The following is a 16,285-nucleotide window of genomic DNA, read 5'->3' as shown; positions in this document are numbered from 1 at the left end:
ACGTGCACCACCCCGGGGACCGGACGGTGCGTAAGGAGGCCCCGGCCATGACCGAGACAAGGCACCTGCCGTCGATCGGCGACATCGAGCGCGGCACCTGGGACTCCCTGGTGCCCGCCTCCTGCTTCTACCAGAGCCACGGCTGGCTCGCCGGGCAGGAGCGCCCCGACTTCGCCGCGGCCACCTACACCGTGGTGTCGTCGGGCGGCGCACTGCGCGCCGCCACCCCGTCCTACGACTTCCCCGCCGAGAACGCCCCGCCGCTCCCGCCGGTAGCCGCCGGCCGCGAGGTCCTGCGCGTCGGCACGCGCACCGGGTACCACAACGAGTTCCTGCTCGCCGGGACGGCCGCGGAACGGCGGGAGGCGCTGGCCGAGTTGGTGGAGGGGCTGGCGGAGCACGCCGCCCGCCTCGGCCGCGACGCCCTCCTCTTCGACTTCCTCACCACCGACAGCCTGCGGCTGCTCGCCGGTCTGTTCCCGGTCCGGGCCCAGCTGCGCAGCGCCGAGGCCGTGGTGCACAACGAGGGAGGCACCTTCGAGTCGTACCGGCGGCTGCTCGGGCGCAACGTCCGCAAACGCGACTACGAGGTGCGCAGGTTCGAACAGGCCGGGCTGCGACTGGAGACGGCGCCGCTGTCGGAGTGCGTGGACGAACTGGCCCCGCTGATCGGCCAGACCATGGACCGGTACGACGCCTCCCTGGACCTGACGGAGATCCTGACGTTCCTCAAGGTCCAGGCCGAGCACCTCGACGGTCTCAGCACGGTCTTCCGCGTCGTCGACGAGGAAGGCGGCCTGGTCGGGGGGCATGTCGCCTTCACCTGGCGGGAGATGCTCTACGCCCGGGTGGCCGGATTCGACTACACCCGCACCCGGGACGCGTACGAGTACTTCAACGCCGTGTACTACGGCCCGCTGCGCCATATGGAGCGGCACGGGCTGAGCGCCCTCCATCTGGGCCTGTCCGCCGTGCAGGCCAAGGTCAGGCGCGGGGCGCGGCTCCACCCGGTCTGGGCGGCGGTGCTGCCGCTGCCGCTGGTGAGGGGCGCCGGCCTGACCCGTGACGCCGTCGCCGACCAGGCACTGGCCGACTCGGTGCGGGCCGAGGCGGGCGGCGGGATGGACGAGGAGGAGTGGGAGCTGAGCCGGGTCACCCCGCTCTGACCCGTACGGCACTCGCCGAGGGGTGCCGGCCGGCCGGCGCGGCACCCCCCCGGGCCCCGGAGCGGGAACCCTCAGCCCTGGGCGGGCCAGAGGGTGGGGCAGAACTCCGGGTCGGCGTAGTCCGGCTCCCCCGACGGGGTCCGGCGCACCAGCGTGTCGTGCTTGTAGGGCTGCTGGCGGCCGTCGGAGTTCCGGTAGTGGCGGTAGGTGTTGGCACCGTCCTGGAGGTGGAACGAGATCGCGCGACGGGGGTGAGGACTGCGGTTGGGGCCGCTGCCGTGGTACAGGAGGCAGTGGTGGAAGGTCATGTGGCCCCGCGGGATGTGGACGGGGACCCGCTCGATGGCGGCGCCGTTGCGTTCCGCGTCTCCTTCCAGCAGGTAGTCGCGGGCCACGTCGGCAGGATCGCCGACCGGGCGCTCGGCTCCGTGCCGCCGCTTCCACCGGTGGCTACCCGGCACCATCGTGATGGTGCCCGCCTCCTCCGTGCAGTCATGGAAAGGGATGAACGCGGTCAGCATGTTGTCGGACGAGCAGGTGGGCCAGAAGTATTTGTCGAAATGCCACGAGACGATGTTCGACGTTTCTTCGGGGACCGCCGGCTTGTAAATGAGCGTCGCCTGGAACGTGCGTATCTCCGATGTTCTCGCCAATCGCGCCGCCACGGCGGCTATCACGGGTTTACGGAGAATTTCGGCAATGGCTTCGTCCCGGTAATGAATGTAGTCGCTGTTGCGCTGGATCTCGCCATCGGCGGGAGACCAGTCGGCCAGCCGGTCCGGTCGACTCGGCAGCTTGCGGTCCTCGTGACCAGCGTAGAAGCGTTCGCTGGCCTGGGTCAGCGTCTCGGTCTCCGCATCGCTGAGCAGCTTCTGCGAAAGATACCAGCCGGTTTCCTCGTAGCGCCGGACATCCTCGTCCGACGGCAGCAGCCTTAATTCCTGTTCTGTCAACACCGAATATTCCGACACCGTGTCCTCGTCTCTCTGGGTACCCGGCGAACCATCGGTCCGCGACGCACCCTAGCGTATGGATGAGGCGTGTGCTAGGTTCATTCCCCAATTGGTGCGATCGAGGGATGAGATGGCGATCCTAGACGAGGAAATCCGGGTTCTCCTCAAGAAGAACAGGGATTTCCGAAACGTATGGACAGGGGAGTCGGCCGCCCATTTCGGGGCCCAGCTGACGAACTTCCTGTTACCGCTGGTCGCGGTGACCGCCCTGCATTCCAGCGGCACCGAGGTGGGCCTCATCTCCGCCGTGCAGTTCGTCCCCGTCGTCCTGCTGTCGCTGGTCGCCGGGATGGTCGTCGACCGCCACCCGCCCCGCCGCACGCTGGTGATCACCAGCGTGGTCCGGGGCGCCGCGCTCGGCTTCCTCGGTCTCGCGCAGGCCACCGAGGGTCTGACGGCCACCCATGTCGTCGTGGCCGCCGCGGTCATCGGCACGGCCACCGTCTTCTACGAGGTCGCCTACCAGTCCACCCTCCCCAAGATCGTCCCCCTGGACTCCATCTCCTCGGCCAACGGACTGCACCAGGCCACCTACTCCGTCAGCCAGCTCGCCGGCCCCTCGGCCGCGGGCTTCCTGGTGGGCAGGGCGGGGCTCTCGCCCACCTTCGCCGTCACCGCCGCCCTCTTCGTGGGTGCCGCGCTCAGCGGATCGCTGCTCCGCGGCGTCAAGGCCCCCGGCGTGCCGCAGCAGTCGGCGCTGCGCACCATCGGTTCGGGGCTGCGCTACACCTGGTCCCTGCGCACCCTGCGCGACCTGTGCACGCAGGCGGGCCTGTCCAACCTGCACGAGCAGTGCTTCCTCACCGTCTTCCTGGTCTTCGCCGTCCGCGAGCTGGGCCTCAGCGGCACCGCCGTCGGCGTGGCCATCGGCATCGGCAGCGTCGGCGCGCTGGTCGGCTCGCTGGTGGCCGCGCGCATCGGCGCCCGGATCACCGTGGGCCGGGCGCTCACCGGGGGAGTGGTCCTGGCCGCCGTGGGTCTGCTCCTCGTCCCCTTCGTGTCCGTCTTCGACCTCGGCGCCCTCGCCCTGGTGACCCTCCTCGCCCTCGCCTTCGTGGTGAACGGCTTCGGGGTGGCGCTCTTCAACGTCTTCGCGGTGAGCCTGCGACAGACCATCCCGCCCGAGAACCAGTTGGGCGCGGTCACGGCCAGCTACCGGCTGGTGGCCCTCGGGACGCTGCCGCTCGGTGCCTTCGCCGGCGGAGCCCTCGCGGACGCCCTGGGGCCCGGCCGGGCCATCTGGCTCGTCGGCATCTCCTACCTGTGCGTCTCCTTCTGGCTGACGTTCTCGCCGCTGCGCTCCGCCACCACGCTCGAACAGGCCCGTGAGCTCGGCGTGCCACCGGGGGCGGCGGACGAAGTCGGCGAACAGACCTCCGCCTCCTGACCGGCCGCGCGCCCGGTCCGCACCACCCCTCATCCCACCGCCCTGGACACGGAAGCGAGAACGACGTGGCTGCTGAGCGAGACGTCCTGATCTACTCCAAGCGTTTCGAGGGCGGGGTGCGCCTCGTCTCGCGCATGCTCTCGGACATGGGGCGCCGCCCGGTCCTGGTCTCCGACGAGCCCGAGGACGTCAACCGCGACCACTGCGCGGCCCATGTCGTCGTCGACTGGGAGAAGGCGAGCCTGGAGGAGCTGGTGGCGGCGGTGGAGGCGGCGGGCGTGGTGCCGACCGCCGTCGTCAACTTCGTCGAGTCGCTGATCTCCTGGCAGGTGCGCACGGCGCGGCACTACGGGCTGGTGGGCGGGGAGGACGGCCGGGAGGTTCTGCTGAGCAAGGCCCGGGTGCGGGCGGCCATGGCGCAACGGGGCCTGTCCGCGCTGCCGTTCGTCGCCGGAACCGCGGCCGGCCTCGACGTCGACGCGGTCGCCTCGTACCCCGTCATCGTCAAGCCGGATCAGGACTCGGGGGGTTCGCGGCTCGTCCGCCGCGCCGGGAACGCCGAGGAACTCCGCGCCCGCCTGAAGGAGTTGACCGACTCCGTGGGCGCGGACACGGACGTCATCGTGGAGGAGTACATCGACGGCGTCGAGTTCTCGGTCGACGGGCCGGTGCTGGACGGCCGGTTCCACCCGCTCTTCGAGGTCGAGAAGACGGAGCACGACAACCTCCGGCACCACGACGCGGGACTGCTCGTCTCACCCCCGCCCTCCGCGCATGTGCGCCGGGCCGTGGGCGAGCTGTCGGAGAGGGTCGGCGCGCTGTACGCCTCCCTCGGCGTGGGCAACGGCTGGCTCCATGTCGAGGGGCGGGCGCGCGCGGACGGCAGCTGTGAACTGGTCGAGATCAACCCGCGTCCCGGCGGCCGTATGTACCGGGCGGCCACGCAGCGGGTCTGCGGTGTCGACCCCATCGACATGTCGGTGCGCATGGCGCTCGGCGAGCGCCTGGACGGCGCCCTGGCCGGGGCGACCCGGGGCGGTACCGAACTGCTGGCCATGCTCCCCTTCGAGGCCGACCGCGTCGGCACCCTGGCGCGGGCCACCTCCGTCGAGGAGCTGAAACGCATCCCCGGGGTGGTGGACGGCTACCTGTTCGAGAACTTCCGCGTGGTGACCATGGACCGGGAGAACTTCTTCGCAGAGGCCATGATCACCGCCGACAGCGTCGCCGGCCTCCACGAGATCGCCGACCGGGTCCGCTCGGTCTTCAGCTTCACCTTCGAGTGACGGCGGCCGTCCGGCCCGGCCTCCTCCACGCGGTGCGGGGCGAGCGCGCGCACTCCCCGTACCCGGCCCCGGGCGTCGCCCCGGGGCCGTTCAGTCCTGCTCCGCCAGGTCCTGCTCCAGCGCGTGGGCCGCGGCCTCCAGCGCGTTGACCAGGTGCTGGAGGTGGTGCGGGTCGTAGCGCACGCTGGGCATCGAGACGGAGAGGCCGGCGCGGGCGGTGTCCTCCCGGTCGCGTACCGGGACGCCGACGGCGACGAGACCGCGTTCGGACCGCTCCCTGTTGACGGCGAAGCCGTTGCGGCGCATGCGACGCAGCTCCGTCCGCAGCCGCGCGAGGTCGGGGCGCTCGGCCGGCCGGTCGCGGTAGCGCTCGGGGGCGTAGACCTCCTCCAGTTCCTCGTCGGTCAGGTCGGCGAGCAGGAGCAGGCCCGCCGTGGTGCGGTGCGCCGGGAACACCATGCCCTCCCGGGAGCCGACCCGCAGGGCCTGCCGGCACTCGACGCTGGCGATGAACCGGACCGTGTCCCCGGTGCGCACGATCAGGTTCGCCGTCTCGTCGAGGAGATCGACGACCCGGTGCAGATGGGGCAGGGCCGCCGCGCGCAGCCGGGACACGAGGGACTGGGAGTGGGCGGCCAGTTCCAGCACCGGGCCCGCGTGGTAGACGCGGTCCTCGCCCTGTACGGCGAAATCCCGGTACACCAGCATCGCCAGGACGCGGTGGGCCGTCGACCGGGCGACGCCCAGGCGCTCGGCGAGCTGCGCCACGGTGGCGCCGCCCTCCATCTGGAGGATGGTCGCCGCCCGCAGCGCGTGGTCCACGCTGGCGATGGGATAGGGCGGCGGATTCTTCAGCGGCTTGTCCATGATGTTCACCTCTGATTCTGCTCTCCAGAATCTACATGTCCTTGTGCTGGACGCGGCGCACCCTGAGGTCTGTGACTGAGTCCTCCATCACCCAAGACATCGCCGCGGGCTCCCCGGTCCGGCTCCAGGCCGTCACCGCGGAGGGGCAGCCCCAGGTCACCCCGGCGCTCGAAGAGCTGTACCGGGGCTTCGAGCAGGAACTCCTCGTCCCGCTGTGGACCGAGATCGGCGACCTCATGCCGGCCCGTCCGCGCTCGCGTGCCGTACCGCACCTGTGGCGCTGGGAGCGGCTGCGGGAGCTGGCGGCGAAGGCCGGCGACCTGGTCCCCGTCGGCCGCGGCGGTGAGCGCCGGGCCATCGCGCTGGCCAACCCCTCCCTCGGCGGGCGGCCCTTCGCCACGCCGACGCTGTGGGCGGCCATCCAGTACCTCATGCCCGGCGAGGACGCCCCCGAGCACCGGCACACCCAGCACGCCTTCCGGTTCGTCGTCGAGGGGTCCGGCGTGTGGACCGTCGTCGGCGGCGACCCCGTGCCCATGAACCGGGGCGACTTCCTGCCGCAGGCCGGCTGGAACTGGCACGCCCACCACAACGCCACCAGCGAGCCGATGGCCTGGATCGACGGCCTGGACATCCCGTTCCAGTACGTCACGGAGGCCCAGTTCTTCGAGTTCGGCCGCGACGAGATCACCGAGGCCGAGCGGACCACGCCCGAGCGGTCGCGCTCCGAGCGCCTGTGGGGCCACCCGGGCCTGCGCCCGCTCGCGGCCGCCCCCGCCACGCCGGGCAGCCCGCTGCTGTCGTACAAGTGGGAGTACACCGACGCCGCCCTGCGCGACCAGCTCCTGCTGGAGAAGGAGGGCTTCGGCGGCACCGTCGAGCCCGGCCACGCCGCGGTGCGCTACACCAACCCGCACGACGGTTCCGACGTCCTGCCGACCCTCCGGGCCGAGTTCCACCGCATCGCCCGCGGCGCCGAGACCGCGCCTGTGCGCGAGACCGGATCCTCCGTCTACCAGGTCTTCGACGGCAGCGGCGTGGTGACCGTCGGCGACCGGTCCTGGACCGTCAGCCGCGGCGATCTGTTCGTCGTCCCGTCCTGGGAGCCGTTCTCCGCCCGCTCCGAGGCCGGCGCGACCGACTCCGACGAGGGCGCCCTCGACCTGTTCCGCTTCTCCGACGCGCCCGTCTTCGAGGCGCTCCGCCTCAACCGCACCGACCGCACCACGAAGGACGCCTGACCATGAAGCTCGCCACGCTCCGCACCGCCGACGGCACCCGGGCGGTCCGCCTCGACGGAGAGGTCCTCGTCGACCTCGGGTACACCGACCTGGGCGAGCTGTTCGCCGAGACCGACTGGCGGGCGAAGGCCGCCGCCGCCTCCGGCACCGCCTATCCGGTCCGGGGCGCCGATTTCGCGCCGGTGGTCCCGAACCCGTCCAAGGTCGTCTGCGTCGGCCACAACTACACCAACCACATCAAGGAGATGGGCCGGGACCTGCCGAATCACCCGACCCTCTTCCCGAAGTTCGCCGACACCCTGCTCGGCGCGAACGACGACATCGTCAAGCCCGCCGAGACCGACGCGCTCGACTGGGAAGTCGAACTCGCCGTCGTCATCGGCACGCGGGTGCGCCGCGCCGACGAGCGGCAGGCCGCCGACGCCATCGCCGGCTTCACCGTCATGAACGACATCTCGATGCGCGACTGGCAGTTCCGCACCATCGAGTGGACCCAGGGCAAGATCTGGGAGGCGTCCACCCCGGTCGGCCCCTACGTCGTCACTCCCGACGAGGTCGGCGGCGTCCGCCCCGCCCTCCAGGTCAGCACGGTCGTCGACGGCCAGGTCAGGCAGCAGGACGACACCGGCACGCTGCTGTTCGACCCGGTCTTCCTGGTGCGGTACATCTCCACCGTCATCACCTTGCGCCCCGGCGACATCATCGCCACCGGCACCCCGGCCGGCGTCGGCAACGCCCGCGATCCGAAGGTCTTCCTGCTGCCCGGCCAGACCGTGGTCACCGAGATCGCCGGCCTGGGCGCCTGCACCAACAACGTGGTCGCGCCGTGACGGACACCGCACGCACCCCCGCCGACGCGCGCGCCTGGGCCCGCACCGGCACCCGGCTGCTGCTCGACGCCGTCGCCGGCCTCGACGAGGCCGCGTTCCCGGCCCCCAGCCTGCTGCCGGACTGGACCCGGGGGCAGCTCGTGGCGCACGTGGCCGCCAACGCGGACGCGCTGTGCAACCTGGTGCACTGGGCCGCCACCGGCGAGCGGACCCCGATGTACGCCTCCCCCGAGGAGCGCGCCGCCGGCATCGCCAGGGGCACGGCCATGCCGGCCGGTGAACTGCGCTCCTGGCTGACCGGCTCCGCGCAGAAGCTCGCCGACGGACTGGACCGGCTCACCGAGGAGCAGTGGCGGCACGAGGTCGTCACCGCCCAGGGCCGTACCGTCCCGGCCACCGAACTGCCCTGGATGCGCGCCCGCGAGGTGTGCGTCCACGCCGTCGACCTCGGCACCGGCACCGTCACCTTCGCCGACCTCCCCGAGGGGTTCCTGACCGCCCTGGTCGCGGAGATCCGTGCCAGACGCGACCTGACCGTGCTGCCCGACGGCCCCCTGCCCGAGGTCGCCGCCTGGCTGGCCGGCCGCCCCCACTCGCTCGCCGACGCGCCCCCGCTCGGCCCGTGGCTGTAGAGGAGTCACGTCATGTCCCATCCCGAAGTGATCGTCGTCGGCGGCGGCATCGGCGGCCTCGGCGCCGCGTACTCCCTCACCCGCCAGGGCCTCGGCGTCCGCCTGCTGGAGCGTGCCCCCGCGTTCGGGGAGGTCGGCGCCGGCATCCAGCTCGCCCCCAACTGCACCCGCATCCTCGACGACTACGGCCTTCTGGACGAGGCCAAGAGCCTCGGCGTCGTCCCGGACTCCATGGTGATGCGCGACGCCGTCGACGGCATTGAGCTGACCCGGCTCGACCTGCGCGACCTGGAGAAGCGCTACGGCTACCCGTACCTCGTCATCCACCGCAGCGACCTGCACGGCCTGCTGCTGCGGGCCTGCGAACGCGCCGGCGTGGAGCTGGTCACCGACGCCACGGTGACCTCGTACGAGAACACCGAAGGCGGCGCCCGCGTGACCGTCGCCTCCGGCGGGACCCACGAGGCCGACGTCGTGATCGCGGCCGACGGCCTGCACTCCGTCGCCCGCGGGCTGCTCGTCGACGACCAGCCCGTCTCGTCCGCGTACGTCGCCTACCGCGGCACCGTCCCCGCCGGGCTGGAGCGGGTGCGGTCCGTCGACCTCGGCGAGGTCGTGGTGCACATCGGCCCCTCCTGCCACTTCGTCCACTACGGTCTGCGCGGTGGTGAACTGCTCAACCAGGTCGCCGTCTTCGAGTCGCCCAAGGCGCTGGCCGGCCAGGAGGACTGGGGCACCCCCGACGAACTCGACGCCGCCTTCGCCGGGACCTGCGACTTCGTGCGGGAGGGCCTGCCGTTCATGTGGCGCGACAAGTGGTGGCGGATGTTCGACCGCGACCCGGTCATGAACTGGGTGCACGGGCGGATCGCGCTGCTCGGCGACTCCGCGCACCCGCCGCTCCAGTACATCGCGCAGGGCGCCATCATGGCCATCGAGGACGGCTGGGTGCTGGGCGAGCACGTCGCCCGCCACCGCGCCGAGGACGGCAAGCCCGACTGGGACGCGGCCCTCGCCGCCTACGAGGCCGTCCGCCCGGAACACTGCCGCCGGGTGGTGACCACCTCCCGCGCCTGGGGGGAGCTGTGGCACCTCGACGGCGTCGCCCGCGAACAGCGCAACGTGCTGCTGCGCGCCCGCGACACCTACGACTACTCGTTCGTGGACTGGCTGTACGGCCCGACGGCGCTCACACCCGACGAGGAGCCGCCCATGTTCACCCCCATCCCGCTGTCCACGGCAGACACCGGGGACCGGCTCGCGGCCGTGGCGGACGGCGCGGCGTGAGCGGCGCCCGCCTCCTCGCCTCCGGTGCCGTGCCGGTCTTCGGGGGCGGTACGACGCCGTCGCCGGGGGACGCGGCACGGTGGCGCTCCGCGCGCAGCGGGTGCTCCGACGCGAGAACGCCGCTCGGCCGGTGGGCCGTCGGCGTCATGGCGGCGAGGGCCGCCGCGGGGGCTGTGCGGGTGGGCGTTCCAACGCGCCCACCCCGGCCGGTGCAATGTCTGACGGGGGATCCAGGTCAGTTGGCCGGGGTGGGCGCTCCGAGAAAGAACCGGTCTGGTGGCTAAGGGCATCACCTCCGCTTCCGGAAGCCACGGACCGCCATGAGCGCGCAGCAGAGCGCCAGCGGCAGCTCCGCGGTCACGGCCGTGCCCAGCGCCAGTGCGAGTTCGCCGCCGTGACGTGCCGTCATGACGTCGAACCAGGCGTCGGTCAGCAGCAGCGGCGCGGTGGCCGCGGCGGCCAGCACGCCCCGGGGGTCCCGGCGTGCCGTCAACAGGCCGGTGCCGATGAGCGCACCGGCCTCCAACAGGTCCAGACCGACCCAGACCGCGGACAACTTCGTCGGCAGCAGGCCCGACGCCAGCAGGCACAGCCACGGAAGGAGCGCCGCTCCGCAGGCGACCAGGCCGTAGCCCAGCGCGCGATGCCTGGCGAAGGGCTGGTGGAATACGGGGGCTTCCACCGGTGCGCTCCTCGAAGGGGTCCGGGGAGCGCCGCCGTCCGCCGAGTACCGGATGCGCGGGGCACATCCCGGTACCCCCACGCCGGAGCGGGGATCGAGGACAGTCATCGTCGGCACTCCTTGTGCGGCCATCGGGTCGGTCTGACAAGGTCGAGCATGGCAGCGGGACCGGGTCCGGATCAGTACAAGGGCGCACCGTCTTGGGGGTGAGGCCAGCTACACCCCAACCCGGAACCCTGTGGCATGGCTCCGGTATCGGCCGGGGTCCTACCGTGTCCGCATGCGTGTCTCCACCGCCTCTCCCTCCTGGCTGCGTCCCCTCAAGGGGGCCGGCCCGGCCACCGCTTGCCTGGCGCTCGGCGCCGTCGTGCAGGTGGCCACGCTGCTGCTGCTCGTCTTCGCGGGCGGCCCCGTCGGGGTGGTGGCCGCCACTCCCGTGCTCACCCCGGTCCAGCGGGCCCGGTTGCACGCCTGTCTGGACCTGGAGATCCCGCCGCCCCCGAAGACCGGCGGCGACACCTACAAGGAACGGGTGCTGCGCTGGCTGCAGGCCTGGTCCTCCTGGCGCCAGGTCGGATACCACCTGATCGCCGCCCCGCTGATCGCCGTGGCCGGCCTGCTCACCCTCGCGCTGTGGGCCGCATCCGCGGCCGCCGTGACCGTCCTGCTGTGGCGGCTGGGCGCCGGCCCGCAGAGCTGGTTCCCGCTGACCGGCGGGATCGGGCAGCAGGTGCTCCTCACCGTCCTCGGCGTGGTGGGCCTCTACCTGGCCGCACCCCTGTCCAAGGCCCTGGTACGGCTGGACACGCGGGCGGCGAGCGCCTGTCTCGGCCCCAGCCGCGCCGACCGGCTGGCCCGCCGGGTCGCGGAGGTCAGCGAGAGCCGGGCCGGTGTGGTGGACGCGGCCGACGCCGAGCGCCGGCGCATCGAGCGGGACCTGCACGACGGCGCCCAGCAGCGGCTGGTCTCCATGGCGGTCAACCTCGGACTCGCCAAGGCGACCCTGCCGGATCTGCCGGAGCACGCCCGGAAGGTGATCGACGAGGCACACCGCGAGGCCAAGGAGGCGATCGAGGAGCTCAACAACCTGGTGCGCGGCCTGCATCCGGCCGTACTCGACGACCGGGGCCTGGACGCGGCGCTGTCGGGCATCGCGGAACGGGCGCCGCTGCCCGTGCGGGTCAAGGTCGATCTGCCGCAGCGGCAGTCCCCGGCGGTCGAGGCGGTCGCGTACTTCGTGGTGTCCGAGGCACTGGCCAACGTGGTCAAGCACGCCCACGCCGCGCAGGCGGAGGTCTCGGTGGAGCGCATCGGCGACACGATCCTGATCTGTGTCTCCGACGACGGCGTGGGCGGCGCCGACATCACGGCCGGCTCGGGACTCGCGGGACTCGCCAAACGCGTCGCGTCGATCGACGGTACCCTCTCCGTGAACAGCCCTGTCGGAGGGCCGACGTTGGTGAGTGTGGAGCTTCCTTGCGCGCGGTGATTGCCGAGGATTCCGTTCTGTTGCGGATCGGACTGGTCAAGGTCCTGGAGATCGCGGGCTTCGAGGTCGTCGCCGAAGCCGCGGACGCCGAGGGCCTGCTGACCGCGGTCGAACAGCACGAACCCGACCTCGTCCTCTCCGACGTGCGCATGCCGCCGGGCTTCACCGACGAGGGCGTCCGCGCCTCCCTGCTGATCCGTCAGCGCCGGCCCGACATGGCGATCCTGCTCCTGTCCCAGTACGTCGAGGAGCGGTACGCCGCCGACCTGCTGTCCGGGAACATCTCCGGCGTCGGCTATCTGCTCAAGCAACGCGTCGCGGACGTCGACGAGTTCGTCGAGGCGCTGCGCCGGGTCGCGGCCGGCGGTACGGCGCTCGACCCCCAGGTGGTCTCCCAGCTGCTGGTGAGGCGGCACAGCGATCCGCTGGACCGCCTCACCGCCCGTGAGCGGGAAGTGCTCGAACTCATGGCGCAGGGCCGCTCCAACGCCGGTATCGCGGAGCGGCTCGTGGTGAGCGAGAGCGCGGTGGGCAAGCACATCAACAGCATCCTGGCCAAGCTCGACCTGCCCAGGGCCGACGCCGACCACCGGCGGGTGCTCGCGGTGCTCCGCTTCCTCGGCGTGAGCTGACGGCCTCCCGCGCCGCACGCGGCCCGGCGCCGGCGGCGCACCCGTGCGCGCCACGGCCCTCGCTCCCGGCCGGCCCGCCCTCCGAACCGGCGGCCGTGCCGTATACCTCGCCGGCGGTGCCGGGCACTCCGTTCCGACTCGCGGTCAACTCCTGTGCCGTGCCGGGGCAAAGGCGCATGCTGGTGTACGCAAGGGTGGAAGGGCGGACCGACCGCCCGCACCGGGTCACCTCGTATGCAGGCCGCCGCTCGTGAACCGCGGGACCCTGTGGCGTCCGGACCAGAGGTAAGGCCAGGGTGGGGGCCGGACCTCCCGCCATTGGGTTACCGATGGGTAATGATCACAATGATGTTTCGAGCAAGTTTGGTTCGGTAGCACGGGGGAGCGGTCGAATGCAGTCATTGACGTTCCGGGTCCTGGGCCCGTTGGCGGTGCACACGGACGGGGGCGTCGCCGTCCATGTCGGCGGCCGCAGACAGAGAACCGTCCTGGCCGCGCTGCTGGTGGCCAGGAACCGCGTCGTCTCGGTGGACTCCCTCATCGACGCGGTCTGGCCGAGGGGCGCCCCCGCCACGGCCCGCAACCAGATCGCCATCTGCGTCGCGGGACTGCGCAAGCTCTTCAGCGAACAGGCCGGCTGCACCGATCTGATCTCCACCGCGCACCCGGGTTACCTCCTCAACAGCCACGGTCACTACATCGACGCCCCCGACTTCGAGGAGCGTGTGCGGCAGGCCCGGGACCAGGCCCGCGCCGGACAGATCGGGGCGGCCTGCGACCTGATCAACGACGCCCTCGCGCTCTGGCGCGGTCCCGCCTTCGACGGACTGGACGGGGAACGGCTGGCGGAGGAGACGGAACGGCTCGCCTCGGTACGCATCGGCGCCTACGAGGACTACGCCGAACTCCAGTTGAAGCTGGGGCGGCACCGCACGCTCATACCGGAGCTGACCGCGCACGTCCGTGAGCACCCGCTGCGCGAGCAGGCGCGGGCCCATCTGGTGCTGGCCCACTACCGGGCCGGCCGCCGGGCCGACGCGCTGGCCGTCTTCCGCGAGGGCCGCGACCTGATGGTGCGGGAGCTGGGCATCGAACCGGGCCCCGCGCTACAGGCCCTGCACAACCTCGTCCTCCAGGACTCCCCGACGCTGACCCTCCCGGCGACCAACCCGGCACCCGCCCCGCAGACCGGGAAGCCCAGCCAACTACCGGTCCAGCCCGCCTCGTTCACCGGCCGCACCGATGTACTGCGCCGGCTCGACGGGATGCTGGACGAGCGGCTCGGGCACAGCCCGCTCACCGTGGGGGTGATCAGCGGGGTGAGCGGCGTGGGCAAGACCGCGCTCGCCGTGCACTGGGCCAACCAGGTCGTCGGACACTTCCCCGACGGGCAGTTCTACGTCGATCTGCGCGGCTACCACGAGGAGGCGCCGGTCTCCGCCAGCGCCGTCCTGGACCAGTTCCTGCGCGGGCTCGGCGTGCAGACCGCGCAGATACCGGCCGACACGGGCGAACGGGCGGCGCTCTACCGCAGCCTGCTGGGCGGTCGCCGGGTGCTGATCATCCTGGACAACGCCCGGGACGCCGAGCAGGTCCGTCCGCTGCTGCCCGGCAACGGCCGCTGCTGCGTGCTGATCACCAGCCGGCACCCGATGACCGACCTGCTCGGCGACTACGCCGTGATCCAGGTGCCGCTCCAGGTGATGCCGCTGGAGGAGGCGGTGTCCCTGCTCGCGGAGATCGCGGGCCCGGAACGGATCGCGGCCCACCCGGACGAGACCGCCGACCTCGCGGCCCTGTGCGACCGGCTGCCGCTGGCGCTGCGCATCGCCGGGGCGCGGCTCGCCGCCAAGGGGTACTGGTCCGTGCCCGACCTGGTGCGGCGGCTGCGCGACCAGCGGCGTCGGCTCGACGAACTCAGCCTCGGCGACCACGGCGTACGGGCGGGCTTCCGGCTCAGCTACCGCGAACTGTCCCCGGGCGCCCGCAGGCTCTACCGGTTCGTCGGCCTGCTGGCGATGCCCACCTTCGCCGGCTGGGTCGCCGCCTCGCTGCTGGGCTCCGACGGCGACCGCGCCGAGATCCTCATGGAGGAACTGCTCGACGCCCAGCTGCTGGAGGTCACCTCCATCGACGCCTCGCTGGGCGTGCGCTACCGGTGCCCCGACCTGCTGCGGGTGTTCGCCTGGGAGCGGGCCTGCGCCGAGGAGAGCGAGGAGGCGCGGGCGTCGGCACTGCAACGGGTCTACGCGGCCTACCTGCACCTCGCGGACGCGGCTCACCAGCGCGAGTACGGCGGCAACCGCCCCTTCGAGTACGAGGCCCCGCTGCCCCGGCCGCTGTCGAACGAGCTGGTGGAACACCTGGTCAAGGACCCGCTGGCCTGGTTCGAGTCGGAGCGCACCGCGCTGGCCGGCGTCGTCGCGCAGGCGGCGGCCGACGACGAGGCGGCCGCCGCCTGGGGGCTGACCGTGAACGCCACCACCCTCTTCGAGGAGCGCAACTACCTGGACGACTGGCGCTCCTGCGCCCTCTCCGCCCTCGCCGCGGCGGAACGCGCCGGGGACCGGCTCGGGCAGGCGACCATGCTGCGGTCGATGGGCATGCTCGCGATCTACCAGCGGGAGTACAAGGAGGCCGCGTCCTGGCTGGACCGTTCGCTCCCGCTGTTCGAGTCCATGGACGCGCCCCTCGGGCTGGCCCTGGCGCTGCGCAACCTGGCGCTGTGCCGGCGGTTCTCCGGCGACCTCGCCGAGGCGGGGCGGCTGACCCGGCGCTCCCTGGAGGGGTTCCGCGCGGCCGGTGACCTCGCCGGTGAATCCCACGCCCTGGGACTGCTCGCCCAGATCGAACTGGAGAGCGGGAACGTGGCCGAGGGGGCGGCACTGTCCACCGAGGCCATCGCCAAGAGCCGGGAGGCGGGCTCCCACCGGGGCGAGGCGCAGAACTCGTACCGTCTCGCCGAGGCGCTGATGCTCCAGGGCGACCACCTCGCCGCCGAACGGATCTGCTTCGAGGCGCTGGCGCTCATCGACCCGGGCAACGACCGGCTCGGCGCGGGCCATGTGCTGCGCGGCATCGGCGAGGCCCGTTGGCGCCGCGGCGCCCCCTACGAGTCGCTGCTCGTGCTGCACGAGGCCCTGGAGGCGGCCGAGGCCGTCGACGACCGCTATCTGTGGGCCCGTGCCAAGACCGACCTCGCCTGCGCCCGGCTGCTGTTGGGCGAGGACGCGGAGGAACTGCTGGCCGCGGCGCGCGAGGCGTTCGCCGAACTCGGCGCCCGCAGATGGGAGGAGCGAGCCGACCGGCTGCTCGGGCTGGCGCGGCGGCTGGCGACCGTACCGGACGCCGCCCCGCCGACCCCGGCCGAACTGGCGGCCGCCGCGGACGGCTGAGCGGGCCGCGCGCCCGCCGGGTAGGAGGGCCGGCCCCATGCGCAGCGCGATGGGGCCGGCCCTCGGACACCCGAGTGTCGCCGGCCGGGCCGGCCCGGGATCAGGTCCAGGGAACCTCGCTGTTCGTCGTCGGCTCCTCGCTTCCCGCCCCGGTGCCCGCGGCGGCCGAGACCGTCGTCGTCAGGGTCCACGGGACCTCACCCGTCGCCGCCCCCCGCTGCCCGTTCAGGGCCGGCGCGGCCGAGGCACTGCCCGCGAGGACGATGCCGAGGGCGAACGCGGCCGTGAACGTGGCTGCAACTCTGCGGGTGTCAAGCATTCTGGTCTTCCCCCTTGTTGGTTGTGAGTTCCGCGGCACGAGCCGTCTTTCCGGAACAA

Annotated in this window: 14 protein-coding genes; 10 read left to right on the top strand and 4 right to left on the bottom strand. The window is 72.4% G+C overall.

The genetic code is table 11. The annotated features are described in order from the left end of the window. Positions 1-47: 47 nt before the first annotated feature. Positions 48-1,166, top strand: a complete 1,119-nt coding sequence (locus tag HZZ00_RS27810; RefSeq protein WP_180329016.1) for a hypothetical protein — start codon at positions 48-50, stop codon at positions 1,164-1,166. Between the two features lie 71 nt (positions 1,167-1,237). Here HZZ00_RS27810 and HZZ00_RS27805 read toward each other — a convergent pair whose 3' ends face one another. Next, the gene (locus HZZ00_RS27805) at positions 1,238-2,137 is read right to left on the bottom strand and encodes a phytanoyl-CoA dioxygenase family protein (protein WP_180329015.1); all 900 of its coding nucleotides are present in this window, start codon (positions 2,135-2,137) and stop codon (positions 1,238-1,240) included. 58 nt (positions 2,138-2,195) lie between these two features. Between HZZ00_RS27805 and HZZ00_RS27800 the strand changes: the two genes are divergently transcribed. Both HZZ00_RS27800 and HZZ00_RS27795 read left to right on the top strand, forming a co-directional pair. Then, the gene (locus HZZ00_RS27800; protein WP_306856129.1) at positions 2,196-3,566 is read left to right on the top strand and encodes an MFS transporter; all 1,371 of its coding nucleotides are present in this window, start codon (positions 2,196-2,198) and stop codon (positions 3,564-3,566) included. Between the two features lie 65 nt (positions 3,567-3,631). Further along, positions 3,632-4,852 (top strand): acetyl-CoA carboxylase biotin carboxylase subunit family protein, encoded by a 1,221-nt coding sequence (locus tag HZZ00_RS27795; RefSeq protein WP_180329013.1) that lies wholly within the window; start codon positions 3,632-3,634, stop codon positions 4,850-4,852. Positions 4,853-4,942: 90 nt separating this feature from the next. On the opposite strand, the gene HZZ00_RS27790 is transcribed toward HZZ00_RS27795, so the two are convergent. Then, positions 4,943-5,719, bottom strand: coding sequence for an IclR family transcriptional regulator (locus tag HZZ00_RS27790; RefSeq protein ID WP_180329012.1), 777 nt, complete (start codon positions 5,717-5,719; stop codon positions 4,943-4,945). A 71-nt stretch (positions 5,720-5,790) separates the two neighbouring features. Between HZZ00_RS27790 and HZZ00_RS27785 the strand changes: the two genes are divergently transcribed. Genes HZZ00_RS27785 through HZZ00_RS27770 form a run of 4 tightly spaced genes read left to right on the top strand, consistent with a single transcriptional unit; the run spans position 5,791 to position 9,709 of the window. Further along, the gene (locus HZZ00_RS27785; RefSeq protein ID WP_180329011.1) at positions 5,791-6,960 is read left to right on the top strand and encodes a cupin domain-containing protein; all 1,170 of its coding nucleotides are present in this window, start codon (positions 5,791-5,793) and stop codon (positions 6,958-6,960) included. Positions 6,961-6,962: 2 nt separating this feature from the next. Then, a complete protein-coding gene (locus HZZ00_RS27780) occupies positions 6,963-7,790 on the top strand; it encodes a fumarylacetoacetate hydrolase family protein (RefSeq protein WP_180329010.1) in 828 nt (275 codons plus the stop codon). Then, positions 7,787-8,422 (top strand): maleylpyruvate isomerase family mycothiol-dependent enzyme, encoded by a 636-nt coding sequence (locus HZZ00_RS27775; RefSeq protein WP_180329009.1) that lies wholly within the window; start codon positions 7,787-7,789, stop codon positions 8,420-8,422. Before HZZ00_RS27780 ends, HZZ00_RS27775 begins: the two co-directional genes overlap by 4 nt. A gap of 12 nt (positions 8,423-8,434) precedes the next feature. Further along, entirely contained in the window at positions 8,435-9,709 is a 1,275-nt protein-coding gene (locus HZZ00_RS27770; RefSeq protein WP_306856127.1) for an FAD-dependent oxidoreductase, read from the top strand. A gap of 289 nt (positions 9,710-9,998) precedes the next feature. Here the strand turns inward: HZZ00_RS27770 and HZZ00_RS27765 are convergent, their stop codons facing one another. Further along, the gene (locus HZZ00_RS27765) at positions 9,999-10,391 is read right to left on the bottom strand and encodes a hypothetical protein (protein ID WP_180329008.1); all 393 of its coding nucleotides are present in this window, start codon (positions 10,389-10,391) and stop codon (positions 9,999-10,001) included. A gap of 280 nt (positions 10,392-10,671) precedes the next feature. Here HZZ00_RS27765 and HZZ00_RS27760 point away from each other — a divergent pair, with 280 nt between their 5' ends. The 3 genes from HZZ00_RS27760 (at position 10,672) to HZZ00_RS27750 (ending at position 15,907) form a co-directional block, all read left to right on the top strand. Beyond that, a complete protein-coding gene (locus HZZ00_RS27760; RefSeq protein WP_180329007.1) occupies positions 10,672-11,880 on the top strand; it encodes a sensor histidine kinase in 1,209 nt (402 codons plus the stop codon). Continuing rightward, positions 11,868-12,512 (top strand): response regulator transcription factor, encoded by a 645-nt coding sequence (locus HZZ00_RS27755; protein WP_180329006.1) that lies wholly within the window; start codon positions 11,868-11,870, stop codon positions 12,510-12,512. Before HZZ00_RS27760 ends, HZZ00_RS27755 begins: the two co-directional genes overlap by 13 nt. 392 nt (positions 12,513-12,904) lie before the next feature. Next, entirely contained in the window at positions 12,905-15,907 is a 3,003-nt protein-coding gene (locus HZZ00_RS27750) for an AfsR/SARP family transcriptional regulator (RefSeq protein WP_180329005.1), read from the top strand. A 100-nt stretch (positions 15,908-16,007) separates the two neighbouring features. Here the strand turns inward: HZZ00_RS27750 and HZZ00_RS27745 are convergent, their stop codons facing one another. Beyond that, positions 16,008-16,226, bottom strand: coding sequence for a hypothetical protein (locus HZZ00_RS27745; protein ID WP_180329004.1), 219 nt, complete (start codon positions 16,224-16,226; stop codon positions 16,008-16,010). Between the last annotated feature and the right edge of the window lie 59 nt (positions 16,227-16,285).

The organism is Streptomyces sp. NEAU-sy36 (genome assembly GCF_013423905.1).
In the GTDB taxonomy this organism is placed as follows: domain Bacteria; phylum Actinomycetota; class Actinomycetes; order Streptomycetales; family Streptomycetaceae; genus Streptomyces; species Streptomyces misionensis.
The sequence above is the reverse complement of the archived record's forward strand: the minus strand, read 5'-3'. Positions and strand labels throughout refer to the sequence as shown.

Coding starts and splice junctions, on each gene's coding strand:
- HZZ00_RS27790 (WP_180329012.1), bottom strand. CDS start 5,719: ATGGACAAGCCGCTGAAGAATCCGCCGCCCTATCCCATCGCCAGCGTG.
- HZZ00_RS27750 (WP_180329005.1), top strand. CDS start 12,905: ATGCAGTCATTGACGTTCCGGGTCCTGGGCCCGTTGGCGGTGCACACG.
- HZZ00_RS27810 (WP_180329016.1), top strand. CDS start 48: ATGACCGAGACAAGGCACCTGCCGTCGATCGGCGACATCGAGCGCGGC.
- HZZ00_RS27745 (WP_180329004.1), bottom strand. CDS start 16,226: ATGCTTGACACCCGCAGAGTTGCAGCCACGTTCACGGCCGCGTTCGCC.
- HZZ00_RS27760 (WP_180329007.1), top strand. CDS start 10,672: ATGCGTGTCTCCACCGCCTCTCCCTCCTGGCTGCGTCCCCTCAAGGGG.
- HZZ00_RS27770 (WP_306856127.1), top strand. CDS start 8,435: ATGTCCCATCCCGAAGTGATCGTCGTCGGCGGCGGCATCGGCGGCCTC.
- HZZ00_RS27780 (WP_180329010.1), top strand. CDS start 6,963: ATGAAGCTCGCCACGCTCCGCACCGCCGACGGCACCCGGGCGGTCCGC.
- HZZ00_RS27800 (WP_306856129.1), top strand. CDS start 2,196: ATGGATGAGGCGTGTGCTAGGTTCATTCCCCAATTGGTGCGATCGAGG.